Origin of the sequence: Brevundimonas sp. (assembly GCF_036963785.1) — a bacterium.
Taxonomy (GTDB): domain Bacteria; phylum Pseudomonadota; class Alphaproteobacteria; order Caulobacterales; family Caulobacteraceae; genus Brevundimonas.
This window is the reverse complement of record NZ_JBALUS010000003.1, coordinates 250,055-265,603: the sequence shown is the minus strand read 5'-3', so window position 1 is coordinate 265,603 and position 15,549 is coordinate 250,055. Positions and strand designations below refer to the sequence as shown.

Below are 15,549 nucleotides of genomic sequence, written 5' to 3'. Positions count from 1 at the left end.
CGGCTCGTCCTCTGCGGGGACGCGACAACCGTCCCTATGCGGAGGCGACCTTGGCGCGCTCCGGCGGGTTCGTCCAGCGGGTCAGGGCGGCGGTCAGGGCCTCGACGCCCAGGGGCTTGGTCAGATGGTCGTCCATGCCGGCGTCCAGACAGGCGCGGCGGTCGTCGGCAAAGGCATTGGCGGTCAGGGCCAGAACCGGGGTGGTGTCGCCGCGGGCGCGCAGGGTGCGGGTGGCGGTCAGGCCGTCCATGCCCGGCATACGCATGTCCATCAGCACCAGATCGAACCGCGCCCGCTGCAGCGCACCCAGCGCCTCCTCGCCGCCCGCGGCGGTCTCGACCACACAGCCCTGCCGCTTCAGAAGGGTGGTGGCCAGTAGGACGCCGACCGGATTGTCCTCGACCAGCAGCACCCGCACACCGGGGAAGGCCGGGCGGACAAGGCGGTCGTCCTCGGTATTGTCGGCGGCAGGGCCGGGGCCGGACGCCGTCCCGGTCAGGGCCAGCGCTCGTTCGACCAGCGAGGCCGGGCGCAGCGGCTTGATCAGATAGCCGTCGAAGCCGGCGGCCCGGTAGTCGGCGATGCGGTCGCGCCGTCCGGGCCGGAGCATAATCACGGCGTGGGGCCGGTCGGGACGCGGGGCGAGACTCTGGTCTTCCGTCCGGCCGTCGTCATCGACCAGCACCAGATCGGCCTGCGCCGGATCGACCGATGTGGCCCCCGCCGTTTCCGCCATGGCCGTCGCGGCCGCCGTCGTGAAGGGATGGGCGCCCACCACAGCGACCTTCAGCCCCTCAAGGGCGGCCGCCGCCGGTCGGGCGTCGCCGGGAACCGGATCGAACCGGGCCGCGAAGACGAACCGGGCGCCGCCGCCAGGGCGGTCGTCGACCGACAGGCTGCCGCCCATGGCCTCGGCCAGCCGCCGCGCCACCGCCAGCCCCAGCCCCGCCCCGTCATGACGGGTGGCGTCGGTGCTGTCAGCGTGGCCAAATTCCTCGAAGATGCGGGCGCGGGCCGCCTCGGGCACGCCGGGACCGGTGTCCTCGACCACGAAGGCCAGGGCGTGATCGCCGGAGCGGGTGACCGAGATCGCCACCCCCCCGTCAGGCGTGAACTTCACCGCATTGCCGGCCAGGTTGAACAGGATCTGGCGCAGGCGGCCTTCGTCGGCGCGCACAACGGGCACATCGGCGGCGACGCTCCAGGCGATCTCAAGCCCCTTGTCATGGGCGCGCGGGCTGAGCAGTTCGGCCACGCCCCGCACCAGATCGTCGATGCGCACCGGCGCCAGATCGAACTCCAGACTGCCGGCGTCCAGCCGGGCATAGTCCAGCAGGTCATTGACCAGCCCCAGCAGGTGATCGGCCGAGGTGCGCGCCGCTTCCAGATAGGCCTTCTGCGCCGGGTCCAGCCCACTGTCGGACAACAGGCCCAGCATGCCGATCACCCCGTTCAGGGGCGTGCGCATCTCATGGCTCATCAGCCGCAGGAAGCGGACGGCGGGATCCGACTCGGGCGGATCATGCGGGGCGGCAGGCGACGTCATGGCTAAAGACTAGCGCCGACCTCTTAACGCTCGCTCAAACCGGGCTGTGGGCCGCGGCCGTCGCCCGGTTGAACTGGGCCTCGGCATCCATGCGATTGTGGCGATAGATCAGGGCCTCGGCCACATGGCGGCGCAATATGCCCTCGGCCCCGTCCAGATCGGCGATGGTGCGCGCCAGCCGCAGGGTCCGGGTCCAGCCCCGGGCCGTCAGACCCCCGGCCTCGCCCGCCCGCATCAACAGGGCCCGACCGTCGGCATCGGGCCGGGCATGACGGTCCAGCAAAGCGCCGCCCAGATGGGCATTGATGGTGGCGCCGCCCTCCTCGGGGCCGAGGTCGGTCAGGCGCGCGGCCTGAACCTCTCGCGCCCGCCCCACCCGGGCGGCGGCCTCGGCCGTACCTTCGGCGGGGGCCGGCAGGCTCATGTCGGCGGCGGTCACCGGGGGTACCTCCACCGTCAGGTCGATACGGTCGAACAGCGGGCCGGAAATGCGGTTCTGATAGTCCCTCTGGCAGCGCGGGGCCTTGCCGCAGGCTCCCTTGCCGGGCCCGCCCAGACCACAGCGGCAGGGATTCATGGCGGCCACCAGCTGCACCCGCGCCGGATAGCGCACATGGGCATTGGCGCGCGCCACGATCACCTCGCCCGTCTCCAGCGGCTGACGGAGCGAATCCAGCGCCTGGGGCGAATATTCGGGCAGTTCATCCAGAAACAGCACGCCGTTGTGGGCCAGCGACACCTCGCCCGGCTTGGCCCGGTGCCCGCCGCCGGTCAGGGCCGCCATGGATGCCGAATGATGCGGCGCCCGGAACGGCCGCTCGCGCGTCAGCCCACCCCGCTCGATCAGCCCGGCCATCGACCAGACCATGGAGGTTTCCAGCAGTTCGCGGGGGGTCAGCGGCGGCAACAGGCCGGGCAGACGCTGGGCCAGCATCGACTTGCCCGATCCCGGCGGGCCGATGAACAGCAGATTGTGACCGCCCGCCGCGGCGATCTCGAGCGCGCGCTTGGCCCCTTCCTGACCGCGCACCTCGTTCAGGTCGGGCACCGGGCCGTTCGATTTCAACGGTCCGGGGCGCGGTGCGCTCAACACCTGGCTGCCCTTGAAATGGTTGATGAGGCCGATCAGCGAGCGCGGGGCCAGGACTGCCACCTCGGGCCCCGCCCAGGCCGCCTCGGGACCATTGGCCTCGGCACAGATCAGGCCCAGCCCCATGCCGTTGGCCGCCACCGCCGCCGGCAAGGCGCCGCTGACCGGCACGATCCGTCCGTCGAGGCTCAGTTCACCCAGCGCGGCCCAGCCGTCCAGCGCATCGGGCGCGATTACCCCCATGGCGGCCAGCAGGGCCAGGGCGATCGGCAGGTCGAAATGGCTGCCCTCTTTGGGCAGGTCGGCGGGCGCCAGATTGGCGATGATGCGCCGCGACGGCAGGGCCAGTCCGATCCCGGCAAAGGCGCCGCGTACCCGCTCGCGGCTTTCGGCCACGGCCTTGTCCGGCAGGCCGACCAAGGTGAAGCTGGCCTGGGTGCCCTCGCCGCCCAGGATCTGGACCTCGGCATCGACGCGCCGGGCATCCACCCCGTCGAACGCAACCGTCACCACCCGCGCGACCATGGCCGTCCCTCCGCTCCCGCAGGATGGAACAGATCATGAACGAACGCTGGTTGTCAAATGCCGGGTTGTGAACCTGCGCGGGCTCAACCGGCGGCGCGCTTCGCCTCGATTACCTGCCACATGCGGTCGGTGGCATCGATGCCGGTAAAGCGCTTCAGCTGCTGGGCCCCGGTCGGCGAGGTGACATTGATCTCGGTCATCCAGTCCCCGATCACGTCGATGCCGACAAAGATCAGGCCGCGCTCTTTCAGCGTCGGGCCGATGGCGGCGCAGATTTCCTTGTCGCGGTCCGTCAGTTCGACCGGCTGGGCGGTGCCGCCCACGCGGAGGTTGGAGCGCACCTGATCCTTCAGCGGCACGCGGTTGATGGCTCCCACCGGCTCGCCGTCAACGATCAGGATGCGCTTGTCCCCGGCCGAGACGGCGGGCAGGAATTTCTGGATGACCAGCGGGTCGCGCGACCCCATGGCGTGAATCTCGACCAGGGCCGCCAGATTGGGGTCGCCGGCCTTCAGCTTGACCACGCCCGAGCCGGCCGCCCCGTGCAGGGGCTTCAGCACCACATCGCCGTGGCGGGCATGGAAGTCCGCCAGCATGTCCGCGTCCCCCGAGATCATGGTCGGCGGCGTCAGGCCCTGGAATTGCGCGACCAGCAGTTTTTCGGGCGCCGAGCGCACCTCGGCCGGGTCGTTGACCACCAGTGTGTGGGGATGGATCGTTTCCAGCAGATAGGTGGCGGTGACATAGGCCATGTCGAACGGCGGGTCCTGACGCATCAGCACCACATCGACATCGGCGCCCAGGTCCAGCTTCAGCCAGTCGCCGAAATCGGCGTGGTCGCCCTTCTTGTCGCGGACCGTGACGGGACGCGCCCGGCAGAACAGCCGCCCGTCCTCCAGGGCCAGGGTGCGAAAATCATAGACCCACAGCCGGTGCCCGCGCGCCTGCCCGGTCAGGGCCATCAGAAAGGTGGTGTCGGAGGCGATATCGACCGCTTCCATCGGGTCCATCTGGATGGCGACCTTGAGCATGGCGGACCTTTCGGATCAGAGACGATAGCGGCCATCGAGGTCGGTCTCGGCGGCCAGACCCCGGATATGGCGCGGCAGACGCCCCGGCGCCAGTGCGATCAGGTCCAGCCGCAGCGTCAGCCCCTTCAGGCCCGGCCGCGCCTTGCGCACCGCGCCCGCTGCCCGCACCAGCCGCCCGTGCTGCACGGGGCCGAGGGCCTCGATGGCGGCCTCGCGGGTTGCGCGCCGCTTGACCTCGACGGCGGCCAGCACCGGTCCCCGGCGGGCGAGGATATCCAGTTCGCCGTGGCGGGTCTTCAGCCGGAACCCGAGGATCTGATAGCCCTTGAGCATCAGCCAGACCGCCGCCGTCCATTCGGCGGCATGGCCTTCGTGGTGGGCCAGGCGGCCCTTGTGCGTGCGCCCCTCGCGACGGTCAGGCGCGGTCGGGGTCACTGGCCCGAGAGCTCCAGCGCCCGCCGGTAGACCTGCTTCCTCGGCAGGCCGAGGCTGGCGGCCACGCGCGCGGCGGCCTCGGACACCGACCGGTCAGCCAGTTCGGCGGTCAGGGCCTGATCCAGCGTCGCCTCATCGGGCAGCACCTCATCGGCGGGGCCGATCACCACCACCATCTCGCCCTTGGGCGACTGGCAGCGTGGATCGGCCGCCAGCTCGTCCAGCGGGCCGCGCACCCAGGTCTCGTGCAGCTTGGTCAGTTCGCGGGCGACCACCGCCTCGCGCGGGCCCAGCACCTCGGCCATGTCGGCAAGGGATGCCGCCAGCCTCGGGCCGCTTTCGAATACCACCACCGTCTGGCCGGGGGCCTTCAGCCCCTCCAGCGCCGTCCTGCGCGCGCCCGATTTGGCCGGCAGGAATCCCGCGAACAGCACCCGGTCGCTGGGCAGGCCCGCACCGGTTAGCGCCGCCAGCAGGCTCGACGCCCCCGGCAGCGGAAAGACCGGCAGCCCCGCCTCGATCACGGCCTTGACCACCGCATAGCCCGGATCGCTGACCAGCGGCGTGCCAGCATCCGACACCAGCGCCACCACCTGCCCGGCGTCCAGCCGCTCCAGCACCCCGGGAATGGCGCGTACGGCCGCATGGTCATCGCAGCGCTCCAGCTTGACCCGCAGCCCATAGGCGGTCAGCAGGCGCGCGCTGACCCGTGTATCCTCGGCCAGCACCAGATCGGCCGCCGCCAGCACATCCAGCGCCCGAAGCGTCATGTCGCGCAGATTGCCGATCGGTGTCGCCACGACATAGAGGCCGGGATCGACCCGACGCGGCGGTGGCGCGGTTCCGGACCACAGGCGGGAGGGATCGGTTTCAGTCATCGGGCGACCGTGCCAGCCTGCGGCGCGCCCCTCAAGCAAAGATCAGGTCAGCAGGGCTTTCAACACGCCGTCCAGCACCGGGCGACCGCGCGCCGTCGCCGCCACGCGCCCGTCCGACAGGGCGAGGAAGCCGTCCTCAATCAAACCGGCCAGCGGGCGATCAACCGGGAGGATCTGCAGGTCTGCCAGCACGGCCAGCGAAACGCCCTCAACGGTGCGCAGGCCCAGGAGCACCTTTTCCTCGGCCGCCTCCACCGGCGACAGGGCGGCCTGTTCGGCCCAGGGCGTGCCGGCCTCGACCCCGGCGACATAGTCCGCGACCCCCCGGTGGGCGATCGTCGCTGTGCGCACCCCGTCCAGCGTCAACCGCCCGTGCGCTCCCGGACCGATGCCCAGATAGTCCCTGCCCCGCCAGACATGCAGATTGTGAACCGACCGCGCCGCCACGCCGCACGCATGGTTCGACACCTCATAGGCCTCGAAGCCGGCCTGCCCGAGCACCGACTGTGTCGCCTCATAGAGATCAGCCGCCAGATCCTCGTCGGGCGGTGTCCAGGCCCCGCGCGCCACGGCCCGGCCGAAGGCGGTGCCGGGCTCTATCGTCAGCTGATAGGGCGAGATGTGCTCAAAGCCGCTCTCGAGCGCCCAGGTCAGTTCGCCGGTCCAGTCGCTCACCGTCTGGCCGGGCCGGGCATAGATGAGGTCGATCGACAGACGTTCGAAATGGCGGGCGGCAAGCGCGACGGCCCGGCGGGCCTCGGCCCCCGAATGATTGCGGCCGAGGAATTTGAGCGCGGCATCGTCCAGAGACTGCACCCCCAGCGACAGGCGCGTGACCCCGGCCCCGGCCAGTGCCGAGAAGCGCTCCGCCTCGGCATCGGTGGGATTGGCCTCCAGCGTCACCTCAAGGGCGCTGCTCGCCGGAAACAGGGCCCGCGCCCGCTCCACGACCGCCGCCACGGCCTCGGGCGGCATCAGCGACGGTGTGCCGCCGCCAAAGAAGATCGACACCAGCGGACGAGGTCCGACAAGGGCCGCCTGTGCCTCCAGATCGTCGAGCAGGGCCGTCACCAGCCCCGCCATCTCGGTCTCGCGCCCCCGGGCCCGCACGACGTTGAAGTCGCAATAGGGACAGATGCGCGCGCAGTACGGCCAGTGGACATAGAGCGCCAGACCGTCGGGCGCGTCAGTCAATCAGGGCGTCTTTCAGCAGGGCGAAGGCCCGGGCGCGGTGGCTGATCCCGTCCTTGTAGGCCGGCTCCATCTCCCCAAAGGTCTGGTCGTGGCCTTCCGGCAAGAACACCGGATCATAGCCGAACCCGCGGTCGCCGCGCGGCGGAAAGGTCAGGGTCCCGTCGACCCGCCCCTCGACCACCACCGCCGGTCCCCTGGGCCAGGCCACGGCCAGGGCCGAGGTGAACCAGGCCGCCCGATCGTCCGAACCGATCTCCTCGAGCCGTTGCTCGACCTTGGCCATGGCGTGGGAGAAATCCTTGTCCGGACCGGCCCACCGCGCAGAAAATATGCCCGGCGCCCCGTCCAGCGCCCGCACCGACAGGCCCGAGTCATCCGCCAGCGCCACAAGACCCGAAGCGTCGGCCGCATGACGCGCTTTCAGCAGCGCATTGCCGGAAAAGGTCGTCTCGGTTTCGTCCGGTTCGGGCAGATTTTGATCACTCATTGTGACGACGTCGTAATTTCCATCCAGCAGGGCCGCGATCTCGACCGCCTTGCCCGGATTGTGGGTCGCGACCAGCAGCCGCATCCCTTTGATTAATTTCAGTTTCATGACCGGACTCTTTCGGCGGGGCAGGATTGCCAAAGTTTAACATCGTTAAACGATATGTAACGTGATTTTTTGCCGCGGCAGGCCTATCTATTATTTCAAGGACGCGGGGTTGCAGCGTTCTTGTCAAAGGCTCATAGCGCAACCACATTGCTGATCTGAACAAAAACACGCAAAACCCGCCCTCTCAGGGGCAAGATGGAGAACTACAATGAACACCATGCCTGTCACCATGCTGATGGACCGTATCGGTCACGTCGTGCTGAACGTCGCCCTGCTGGCCGCCATGCCGACCGCCCTGGTCGCCATTCTGGTCCAGTCCTTCTGATCCGGCCCGCCTTGAAGTCCCCGACTTTGACGCTGCAGACAAACACCGCGATTGTAAAATCCGCGCGGGCCTGAACGGCCGGTACCCGCGCGGCGATCGCCCCAGATCGTCCCCTTGTCGATCCGGCCGGCGAGACCCCCGATGCGCCCACCTTCGCTTCGCTTCGCCTCCCGACTCGGCACCCGACTGGGACACGGCCTGCCCGGCTTTCGGGCCCTCGGCCCCGGTTCCGTGTCCAGCCTGCTCAAGACAGCCCTCGATATAGCCTATGGGCTGCTGATTTTCCTGACCTTGCTGACCTGTCTGGTCTTTGCCGTCGTCGCCATCATTCCGATGGACCAGGTCGGCCTGACGGTCATGTCCGATACCGGCGGCACCCGTATTCCCCTGCCGCGCGCCCATGCCCTGTTCGGGATCGGCGCCTTCGTCGGCTATTTCGGCGGTTTCGCCCTGATCCTGCGCCACCTGCGGCGCATCTTCCGCACCCTGACACTGGGCGATCCCTTCCACCCCGACAATGTCAGCCGCCTGAAGCAGGTCGGCTATATCCTCGCCATCGTCACCGGCGGGGTCTGGCTGGGCCAGCTGCTGGTCTCGCGGCTCGTGCGCGGCGTAATGGATCCGCCCAGCCTGTTCAACCTCGTCACCCCGGCCTTTTCCGTGCTGGTCGTCTTCGTCCTCGCCGAGGTCTTCCGTGAAGGCGCCCGGCTGAGGCGCGAATCCGAACTGACGATCTGATCCGCATCGACTAGAGTTCCCCCATGGCCATCCGCGTCCAACTTGATCGACTGCTGCAGGAGCGGCGCATGTCCCTGACGGAGCTCAGCGACCGCGTCGGCGTGACCGTGGCCAATCTGTCCATCCTGAAGACCGGCAAGGCCCGCGCCGTCCGGTTCTCGACGCTCGACGCCCTGTGTCGCGAACTGGGCTGCCAGCCGGGCGATCTGCTGTCCCGTGACCCGGGCCCGGCCGGGGCGGGGGACGAACCGGTCGATGACCCGCAAATCTGACCGTCCCGTCCCGGCCGAGGACGGTGAGCGGCTGTGGCAGCGGGTAGCATCCACCGTCACGCCCCTGGCCCCGCGCCGCATGCCGGTGCCCCCGCCCCTGGCCGTCCAGACCGCGCCGACCAACCGGCCCCGGTCCGCCTCGGGCACCGCTCCTACGCCCCCGCCGTCACCTGCGCCCCGGCCCCAGTCGGCGCCGTCCGATCTGGACCCTCGTCGCCACCGTCGCGTGTCGCGGGAGCGCGAGCCGATCGAAGCGCGTCTGGACCTGCACGGCCATGGCCGCTTCCAGGCCGAGGATGTGCTGACCGGCTTTCTGCTGCGCGCGCACCAGCGCGGCCTGCGCGTGGTGCTGGTCATTACCGGGCACGGTCGCAGGGCGGGCGGCGGTGAGGGGGTAATCCGCGCCTCCCTGCCGGAATGGCTGCGCAGCCATGCCCTGCGCGGTGTGGTCGCCGCCTATGCCCCGGCGCACCGACGTCATGGGGGCGAAGGCGCCTGGTACATCACGCTCAAGCGCGGCTGAGCCATGAAAAACGGCCCGGAAGCGAAAGCCTCCGGGCCGCAGGTCGGTTGGGGTTACAGGAAGACCGGCGCGCTTATGCGGCCTTCTTCTCGATCTTCGGCTGGGCCTTGGGCTCGGCCTTGCCTTCGATTGCCGAAGAACCGGTGACGATCTCGATCTGGCGAGGCTTGAGCGCCTCGGGCAGTTCGCGCTTCAGATCGACGGTCAGCAGACCGTTCACCAGCCGGGCTTCGGTCACGACCACATAGTCGGCCAGCTGGAAGCGGCGCTCGAAGTCGCGCTCGGCCAGGCCGCGATGCAGATAGGTCCGGTCCTCGCCGGTGTTCGCCTTCTTGCCGGTGACGGTCAGAAGGTTTTCCTTGACCTCCATCGTCAGTTCGTCGGGCGAAAAGCCGGCCACGGCCAGTTCGATCCGATAGGCGTTCTCGCCGGTCGTCTCGATATTATAGGGGGGCCACCCCGCTTCGCTGGTGCGCGCGGCGCTTTCCAGCATGCCGGCCAGACGGTCAAAGCCGACGGCGGAACGGTAGAGGGGGGTCAGGTCAAAGGTACGCATATCATCCTCCTGGGATCAGCAAGGTTGAACCGCCCGGCGATTTGCCCGGACGGCGGGGTTATGGGCGATACGACCCGCTTTGCAGCGTCGCTCGTCCCGGGAGCCCGACATCGGCGCTCCCGGTCAGGGATTTGGGGTGGCCCGGGGCGACGTCAAGAGGGCCCGCACCGCCGCCTGCATTTTCGGCGCGACGATTTGTCTCCCGGCGCAGGGTGGTCCCGCTTGCCCTCCCGGCTCAGCCGCTTAAGGCTGGGGCAACCCTTCTCAGAATGACCGGACCTGTCCCATGACCTACGCTCTTCGCCCGCTTGTCCTGATGGCCACCGTCGCCGGTCTGGCGCTTGCGACGCCCGCCGTCGCCCAGACCTCCCGCGCCGCGCAGGATCCGGCCCTGATCCAGCCGATGACCCAGGAAGACGAAGTGCTGAAGGCGGCCATCGCCTCGGACAGCCGCTCCGACGCCGACCGCGCCCGCGACGTCCATCGTCGCCCGTACGAAAGCCTGACCTTCTGGGGCCTGCGCCCCGGCCTGAGCGTGGTCGAAATACAGCCCGGCGCCAACGGCTGGTGGACGCAGATCCTGCAGCCCTATGCCGACGCCACGGGCGGGACCTATGTGCCGGTCAACCGCATCCAGGACGGCCTGGGTGTGCCCGACGGCTCGGCCGACTTCATCCTGGTGGCGCGCGCGTTCCACAACTGGCACCGGGCCGGGCGCACGGACGACTTCATGGCCATGTTCTTTACCGGCCTGAAACCGGGCGGCATTCTGGCGGTCGAACAGCACCGCGCGCCCGAGGGCAGCGACGTCGATCAGAGCGCCGCGACCGGCTATGTGCCCGAGTCCTACGTCATCGCCGCCGCCCTGAAGGCCGGGTTCGAGCTGGAGGCCTCCAGCGACCTCAATGCCAATCCTGCTGACGATCACAGCCATCCGTTCGGGGTCTGGACCCTGCCGCCGGTGCGCCGCAGCGAGGGCGACGGTCGCGTCCTGACCGAGGCCGAGCGGGCCGCCTATGATGCCATCGGCGAAAGCGACCGGATGACCCTGCGCTTTCGCAAGCCGGAATGATTGGGCACGGCGGCTTTGACCCTGCCAGCGAAGCTGTCTAAGCCGGTCGGGCCGTCGGCCTGCCCGGCGTCGCCCACCCGTGACCGAGCCGAGAAAGTGTCCCAGGAACGCGACATGTCCGATCCGACCTTCCGAGCCCCCCGGTCGCCTGCGTCCGGCGTGATCCGTCCGTCGCGTCGCGGGCTGATTCTGGGCGCCGGCATGGCCGGGCTGGTGGCGGCCTGCGACAACCGCAAGAAGGCCGCCGAGCCGGAACCGGATGCTCCGGCGGTTCCCGAGGGCCCGCCGGAGGGCAGCCTGGCCTGGGCCATCGCCGGCGACTGGCGCGGCGAGGAGCGGTCGCGCGATGAATGGCGCCATCCGTTCGAGACGCTGCGCTTCTTCGACCTGCAGCCCAAGATGACGGTGGTCGACTTCTGGCCCGGCAGCGGCTGGTACACGGAGATCCTCGCCCCCTATCTGGCCCGTAACGGCGGAAAGTATGTGGCCGTGAACTTTCAGGCCGGGCTCGGCGTCGACCCTGCCCTGGCCCGCATGGTCACCGCCTACGAAGAGCGGTTCTCCGCCAATACCCGCCTGTATGGCGAGATCGAATACAGCGACTTTGGGCCGACCAGCGGTCCGGTGGCCGAGGCCAACACCGCCGATCTGGTGCTGTTCATGAGCCGCCTGCACTACTGGATGGCGGCCGGGATCGCCGAGAAGGCCTTTGCCGACGCCTTTTCCGTGCTGCGTCCGGGCGCGACCCTGGGCATCGAACAGCACCGGCTGTCGGCCGAGGATGACCAGGACCCGATCGCCGCCAGCGGCTATGTCCAGGAGGCCTATGTCCGCCAGCTGGCGGCCGAGGCCGGCTTCATCTTTGTGTCCGCTTCCGAAATCAACGCGAATGAAAGGGATGATCGTGATCATCCGTTCGGCGTCGACACCCTGCCCCCGATGCGGCTGACCGCTCCCCAGGGCCAGCCGCCGGACCCGGACTTCGACCGCACGGAATATGATGAGATCGGTGAGAGCGATCGGATGACGCTCAAATTCAGGAAGCCCGAGTGAACCGAGTCGCTGCCTATGCTGCCAATGCCCCGCTGATGGGCGTTCCCGGAGCCTCACCGCCGCCGCATGGCGAGGGCGAGTGGTTCCGGGGTGCAGGCGGCCTGCGCCTGCGCGCAGCCTTCTGGACACCTTCAACCCTGGTCGCGGCCAAGCCGCGCGGCACCGTCATCCTCAGCCCCGGTCGGACCGAGCCGATCGAGAAGTATTTCGAGGTGATCGGCAATCTGCTGGCGCGCGGCTTTTGCGTGCTGGCGCATGACTGGCGCGGTCAGGGGCTGTCGGCGCGGCTGCTGCCCGACCGGCTGAAGGGCCATGCCCGGGCCGTCGAGGAGTTCCTCGACGACTATGCCCGCCTGCTGGACGCGTTCGAGACCCGGGCGCCGAAGCCCTGGATCATGGTCGGCCATTCGATGGGCGGAGCGCTGAACCTGATGAGCCTGCAGATGGGCGAGAGCCGCATCTCCGGAGCGGTGCTGAGCGCCCCCATGCTCAAGATCAAGACCGGCAAGCGCTCGATGTGGTCGGTCAAGCTGGCGGTGCGCTGGAACCTGCGGCACGGCAAGGCCGGGGACTATGTGCTGGACGATCCGGACGATCCCTTCGAGCACACCTTCGAGAACGACGCCCTGACCTCGGACGAGACCCGTTACGAGCTGTGGCGGCAGCAGCTTTATGCCTGTCCGCACCTGGCGGTCGGCGGGCCGACCTGGGGCTGGCTGGGGTTTGCCATCGACCTCGGCGAGCGGACGCTGAAGCCCAAGGCGCTGAAGGCGGTCAAGATCCCGGTCGCCATCGTCCAGCCGGGCGAGGACGACCGTGTCTGGAAGCAGACCAATCGCTGGGCCTCCAAGCGGCTCGGGCGCGGCCGCTATGTCGAGGTGCCGGGCGCCAAGCACGAGGTGCTGATGGAGACGGACCCCATGCGGGCGGTCTTCCTCGAGGAGTTCGACGCCATGGCAGACTATGTCTCGCCGGTGCAGGACCTGTCGCCGGCGCCCCAGCCGGTCGCCGAACCGGCCGCCCCGGCCGATCCGTTGGCCATGCCGGATGCTCCCGGACAGCAGGCCTCCTAAAGCGCGGCGTAGAGCGCCTTGATCAGGGCCGCAGGCCTCGGATCCCCGATCAGGTGCGGCGACTGGCGGGTCATGACATAGGCGGCGGTCAGGCCGGTCACCGGGTCGGCGAAGGCGCAGGACCCGCCCCAGCCACAGTGGCCGACGGTTTCGGGATTGGGGCCGAACACCGCCCCCTGGCCCTGATTGCGCATGACCCCGGCCCCCCATGACAGGTCAAAGGGCAGCACCCGGTCCGGCCCGGAAATCCGTTGTTGCATCAAGGCCGTGCGCGTCGCCGGCGACAGGGTCTTGCCGGCTAGCCCCTCCGGCAGGGCCAGCGCCAGCATGCGGGCCAGGGCCTCGGCGGTCGCATGCATATTGGCCGAGGGGATTTCCATCCTGCGCCATTCGGCCGACCCGCGGCCGGCGGGGGCCGAGCCCTTGTCGAGGAAGGCGGCAGTCTTGATGGCGTCGATCGGACCCAGATCCGGCGCGGCGGTCGGCTTCTTCATGCGGGCGACGCGACCGTGTTCGGCCTCCGGCAGGCCCAGCCACAGGTCCAGACCGGCCGGATCGGCAAAGTCGGCCTTGAGCGCCTCGCCCATGGTGCGGCCGTCGGCGCGGCGAAACACCTCGCCCGCCAGATAGCCGACGGTGATCGGGTGATAGCCCGAGGCGGTGCCCGGCGCCCACAGCGGGGCCTGACGGCACAGGACCTCCAGCACCTTTTCCGGCTCGAACCACAGGGTGGGGTCGATGGCCGGGGACGGGCCCGCGAGGCCGGCCTGATGGCTCATCAGCTGGGCGAGGGTGATGTCCGCCTTGCCCGCCTGGCCGAACGCGGGCCAGATCGACGCGACCGGGGCCTCATAGTCCAGCAGGCCGCGCTCGACCGCCCAGGCGATCATCAACGCCATGACCGCCTTGCCCGTCGAGAACACGGGAGCGAGGGTGTCCGGCCCGAACAGCTGGTTCGCGACGCTGTCGGCCTGACCGGCCCACAGGTCCAGCACCACCTCGCCCGCCCGGCAGACGGTGAAGCGGGCGCCGACCTCGTCCAGACCCTCGGGGCCGTCGGTGAAGTTGCGGGCGAAGGCTTCCTTTACCGGACCAAAGGGGTCGGGACAGGAACCATGGATTTCGGGGGCGTCGGTCATTGCGCTTCCATAACCGGGGCGGCGCCCGCGATCCAGTCCAGCACACCGTCGGCCACGACCACGCCTGAGGCCATCACCGCCTGCAGCAGATAGCCGCCGGTCGGGGCCTCCCAGTCCAGCAGTTCACCCGCCACGAACAGGCCGGGGTGACCCGCGATCATCAGGGATGGGGTCAGCGCGGCCCGATCAATGCCGCCCGCGCTGGAGATGGCCCGCTCCAGCCCCTGAAGGCCGGTAATCGTCAGCGGCACGCCCTTGAGCCGCTCGGCCAGGGCCCGGTCGTCGGCCCCGGCGGGCAGGGGCGGCGCCTGACGCAGCAGGGCGAGTTCGACCGGCCTGAGACGCGCAGCCCGGCGCAGGCGATTGGCCCGCGACAGGCTGGACGGCGCCTTGGCCAGTCGGGCCGCGAGCACCTCTGCGGTCTCGGAGGGCCGCAGGTCGATATAGAGCCGGGCCGGGCCGTCGCCGCCCTCCGCGCGGGCCAGCGCCCGCCGCAGCTCCGGACCCAGATCGTAGATGGCGCCGCCCTCCAGCCCATAGCGGGTCACCATGGCCTCGCCCCGAACCCGGCGTCGCTCCAGGGTCAGGGCCACGGCCTTGAGGGGCTGCCCGGCATGGGCCGCGATGAATTCCTCCGACCAGTCCAGACGGGCCCCGACATTGGCCGGCCGGAAGCCGGTGCCGGGCACGCCGAGGTCGGCCAGCACATCCCGGCCCTGTCCGTCCGACCCCAGCCGCGGCCAGCTGGCGCCGCCGGTTGCCACGACCAGCGCCCGGGCCGGGATGCGACGGCGCTCGCCGGCCTGTTCGAACACCGGCGCGCCATCCTCGAGGCCGATCCAGCGAGAGCCGCTGTGCAGGGTCACGCCCTGATCCTGCAGGCGCTTCAGCCAGGCCCGCAGCAGGGGCGAAGCCTTCATTGCCCTGGGGAAGACCCGCCCGCTCGACCCGACAAAGGTCTCGGCTCCCAATCCGTCGGCCCAGTCGCGCAGATCCTGCGGGCCGAAGCGGGACAGCCAGTCCATGACCCCGGGGGCGGCCTCGCCATAGCGGGCAGGGAAACGGTCCAGCGGCTCGCTGTGGGTCAGGTTCAGCCCGCCGCGCCCGGCCATCAGGAGCTTGCGTGCCGGCGAGGGCATGCGGTCGTGCACCTCAACCGCCACGCCCGCTGCCGACAGCCGCTCGGCCACCATCAGACCGGCGGGACCGGCACCGACGACGACGACGGGGCTGGCGGGGTCAGGCTGGAACGCGGGCAAAGGGCTCATCGGGCGGGTCTAGAGCAACGGCGCGGGTCACGCGAGAAAACACCGTCTGAGTGGTCTGAATGGTCTGAATGGTCTGGAATCGCGCCGCCGTCATCCAGACCTGTGGCAACCGGACACTATGGACCTTGCCGCGACCAGGGCGGGCAGATCGGTGCGAGAAACGACAGGGGCGTGGAAAGGACGGGGGAATTTGGGGGCGGGTGTCGTAGTTGCGGTCTCCTCCCTGGCGAAGCCGG

At 69.7% G+C, this 15,549-nt stretch carries 16 protein-coding genes; 6 read left to right on the top strand and 10 right to left on the bottom strand.

Annotation, left to right across the window (positions count from 1 at the left end; all coding sequences use genetic code 11):
* Nucleotides 1-34: 34 nt before the first annotated feature.
* From V7672_RS08015 to rdgB, 7 genes are all read right to left on the bottom strand, one after another.
* Nucleotides 35-1,546 carry a response regulator gene (locus V7672_RS08015; RefSeq protein WP_335624072.1) on the bottom strand — a complete coding sequence of 504 codons (1,512 nt, stop codon included), beginning with the start codon at nucleotides 1,544-1,546 and terminating at the stop codon, nucleotides 35-37.
* A 34-nt stretch (nucleotides 1,547-1,580) separates the two neighbouring features.
* The gene (locus V7672_RS08010) at nucleotides 1,581-3,161 is read right to left on the bottom strand and encodes a YifB family Mg chelatase-like AAA ATPase (protein ID WP_335624071.1); all 1,581 of its coding nucleotides are present in this window, start codon (nucleotides 3,159-3,161) and stop codon (nucleotides 1,581-1,583) included.
* 83 nt (nucleotides 3,162-3,244) lie between these two features.
* Nucleotides 3,245-4,192, bottom strand: a complete 948-nt coding sequence (gene gshB, locus V7672_RS08005; protein WP_335624070.1) for a glutathione synthase — start codon at nucleotides 4,190-4,192, stop codon at nucleotides 3,245-3,247.
* Nucleotides 4,193-4,207: 15 nt separating this feature from the next.
* Entirely contained in the window at nucleotides 4,208-4,627 is a 420-nt protein-coding gene (locus V7672_RS08000; RefSeq protein ID WP_335624069.1) for a YraN family protein, read from the bottom strand.
* Nucleotides 4,624-5,505 carry a 16S rRNA (cytidine(1402)-2'-O)-methyltransferase gene (gene rsmI, locus V7672_RS07995; RefSeq protein ID WP_335624068.1) on the bottom strand — a complete coding sequence of 294 codons (882 nt, stop codon included), beginning with the start codon at nucleotides 5,503-5,505 and terminating at the stop codon, nucleotides 4,624-4,626. Before rsmI ends, V7672_RS08000 begins: the two co-directional genes overlap by 4 nt.
* A 42-nt stretch (nucleotides 5,506-5,547) precedes the next feature.
* On the bottom strand, nucleotides 5,548-6,699 hold the full coding sequence (hemW, locus tag V7672_RS07990) for a radical SAM family heme chaperone HemW (RefSeq protein WP_335624067.1): 1,152 nt from the start codon (nucleotides 6,697-6,699) through the stop codon (nucleotides 5,548-5,550).
* Nucleotides 6,692-7,294: an RdgB/HAM1 family non-canonical purine NTP pyrophosphatase gene (gene rdgB / locus V7672_RS07985; RefSeq protein ID WP_335624066.1), complete on the bottom strand. Its 603-nt coding sequence runs from the start codon at nucleotides 7,292-7,294 to the stop codon at nucleotides 6,692-6,694. Before rdgB ends, hemW begins: the two co-directional genes overlap by 8 nt.
* Nucleotides 7,295-7,760: 466 nt before the next feature.
* On the opposite strand from rdgB, the gene V7672_RS07980 reads away from it, so the two are divergent.
* The 3 genes from V7672_RS07980 to V7672_RS07970 are packed head-to-tail and all read left to right on the top strand — an operon-like array spanning nucleotide 7,761 to nucleotide 9,152.
* A complete protein-coding gene (locus V7672_RS07980; RefSeq protein ID WP_335624065.1) occupies nucleotides 7,761-8,357 on the top strand; it encodes a DUF2975 domain-containing protein in 597 nt (198 codons plus the stop codon).
* A gap of 23 nt (nucleotides 8,358-8,380) precedes the next feature.
* A complete protein-coding gene (locus V7672_RS07975; protein WP_335624064.1) occupies nucleotides 8,381-8,629 on the top strand; it encodes a helix-turn-helix domain-containing protein in 249 nt (82 codons plus the stop codon).
* Nucleotides 8,613-9,152: a Smr/MutS family protein gene (locus tag V7672_RS07970; protein WP_335624063.1), complete on the top strand. Its 540-nt coding sequence runs from the start codon at nucleotides 8,613-8,615 to the stop codon at nucleotides 9,150-9,152. Before V7672_RS07975 ends, V7672_RS07970 begins: the two co-directional genes overlap by 17 nt.
* 73 nt (nucleotides 9,153-9,225) lie before the next feature.
* On the opposite strand, the gene V7672_RS07965 is transcribed toward V7672_RS07970, so the two are convergent.
* Complete coding sequence (locus V7672_RS07965; RefSeq protein WP_335624062.1) at nucleotides 9,226-9,708, bottom strand: Hsp20 family protein; 483 nt, start codon at nucleotides 9,706-9,708, stop codon at nucleotides 9,226-9,228.
* A 286-nt stretch (nucleotides 9,709-9,994) separates the two neighbouring features.
* Between V7672_RS07965 and V7672_RS07960 the strand changes: the two genes are divergently transcribed.
* From V7672_RS07960 to V7672_RS07950, 3 genes are all read left to right on the top strand, one after another.
* Entirely contained in the window at nucleotides 9,995-10,780 is a 786-nt protein-coding gene (locus tag V7672_RS07960) for a class I SAM-dependent methyltransferase (RefSeq protein ID WP_335624061.1), read from the top strand.
* 114 nt (nucleotides 10,781-10,894) lie between these two features.
* Nucleotides 10,895-11,833 (top strand): class I SAM-dependent methyltransferase, encoded by a 939-nt coding sequence (locus V7672_RS07955; protein ID WP_335624060.1) that lies wholly within the window; start codon nucleotides 10,895-10,897, stop codon nucleotides 11,831-11,833.
* Entirely contained in the window at nucleotides 11,830-12,906 is a 1,077-nt protein-coding gene (locus V7672_RS07950; protein ID WP_335624059.1) for an alpha/beta hydrolase, read from the top strand. Before V7672_RS07955 ends, V7672_RS07950 begins: the two co-directional genes overlap by 4 nt.
* Here the strand turns inward: V7672_RS07950 and V7672_RS07945 are convergent.
* On the bottom strand, nucleotides 12,903-14,045 hold the full coding sequence (locus V7672_RS07945) for a serine hydrolase domain-containing protein (protein ID WP_335624058.1): 1,143 nt from the start codon (nucleotides 14,043-14,045) through the stop codon (nucleotides 12,903-12,905). The two genes, V7672_RS07950 and V7672_RS07945, sit on opposite strands and share 4 nt — an antisense overlap.
* Nucleotides 14,042-15,313 (bottom strand): NAD(P)/FAD-dependent oxidoreductase, encoded by a 1,272-nt coding sequence (locus V7672_RS07940; protein ID WP_335624057.1) that lies wholly within the window; start codon nucleotides 15,311-15,313, stop codon nucleotides 14,042-14,044. Before V7672_RS07940 ends, V7672_RS07945 begins: the two co-directional genes overlap by 4 nt.
* Nucleotides 15,314-15,549 lie beyond the last annotated feature (236 nt).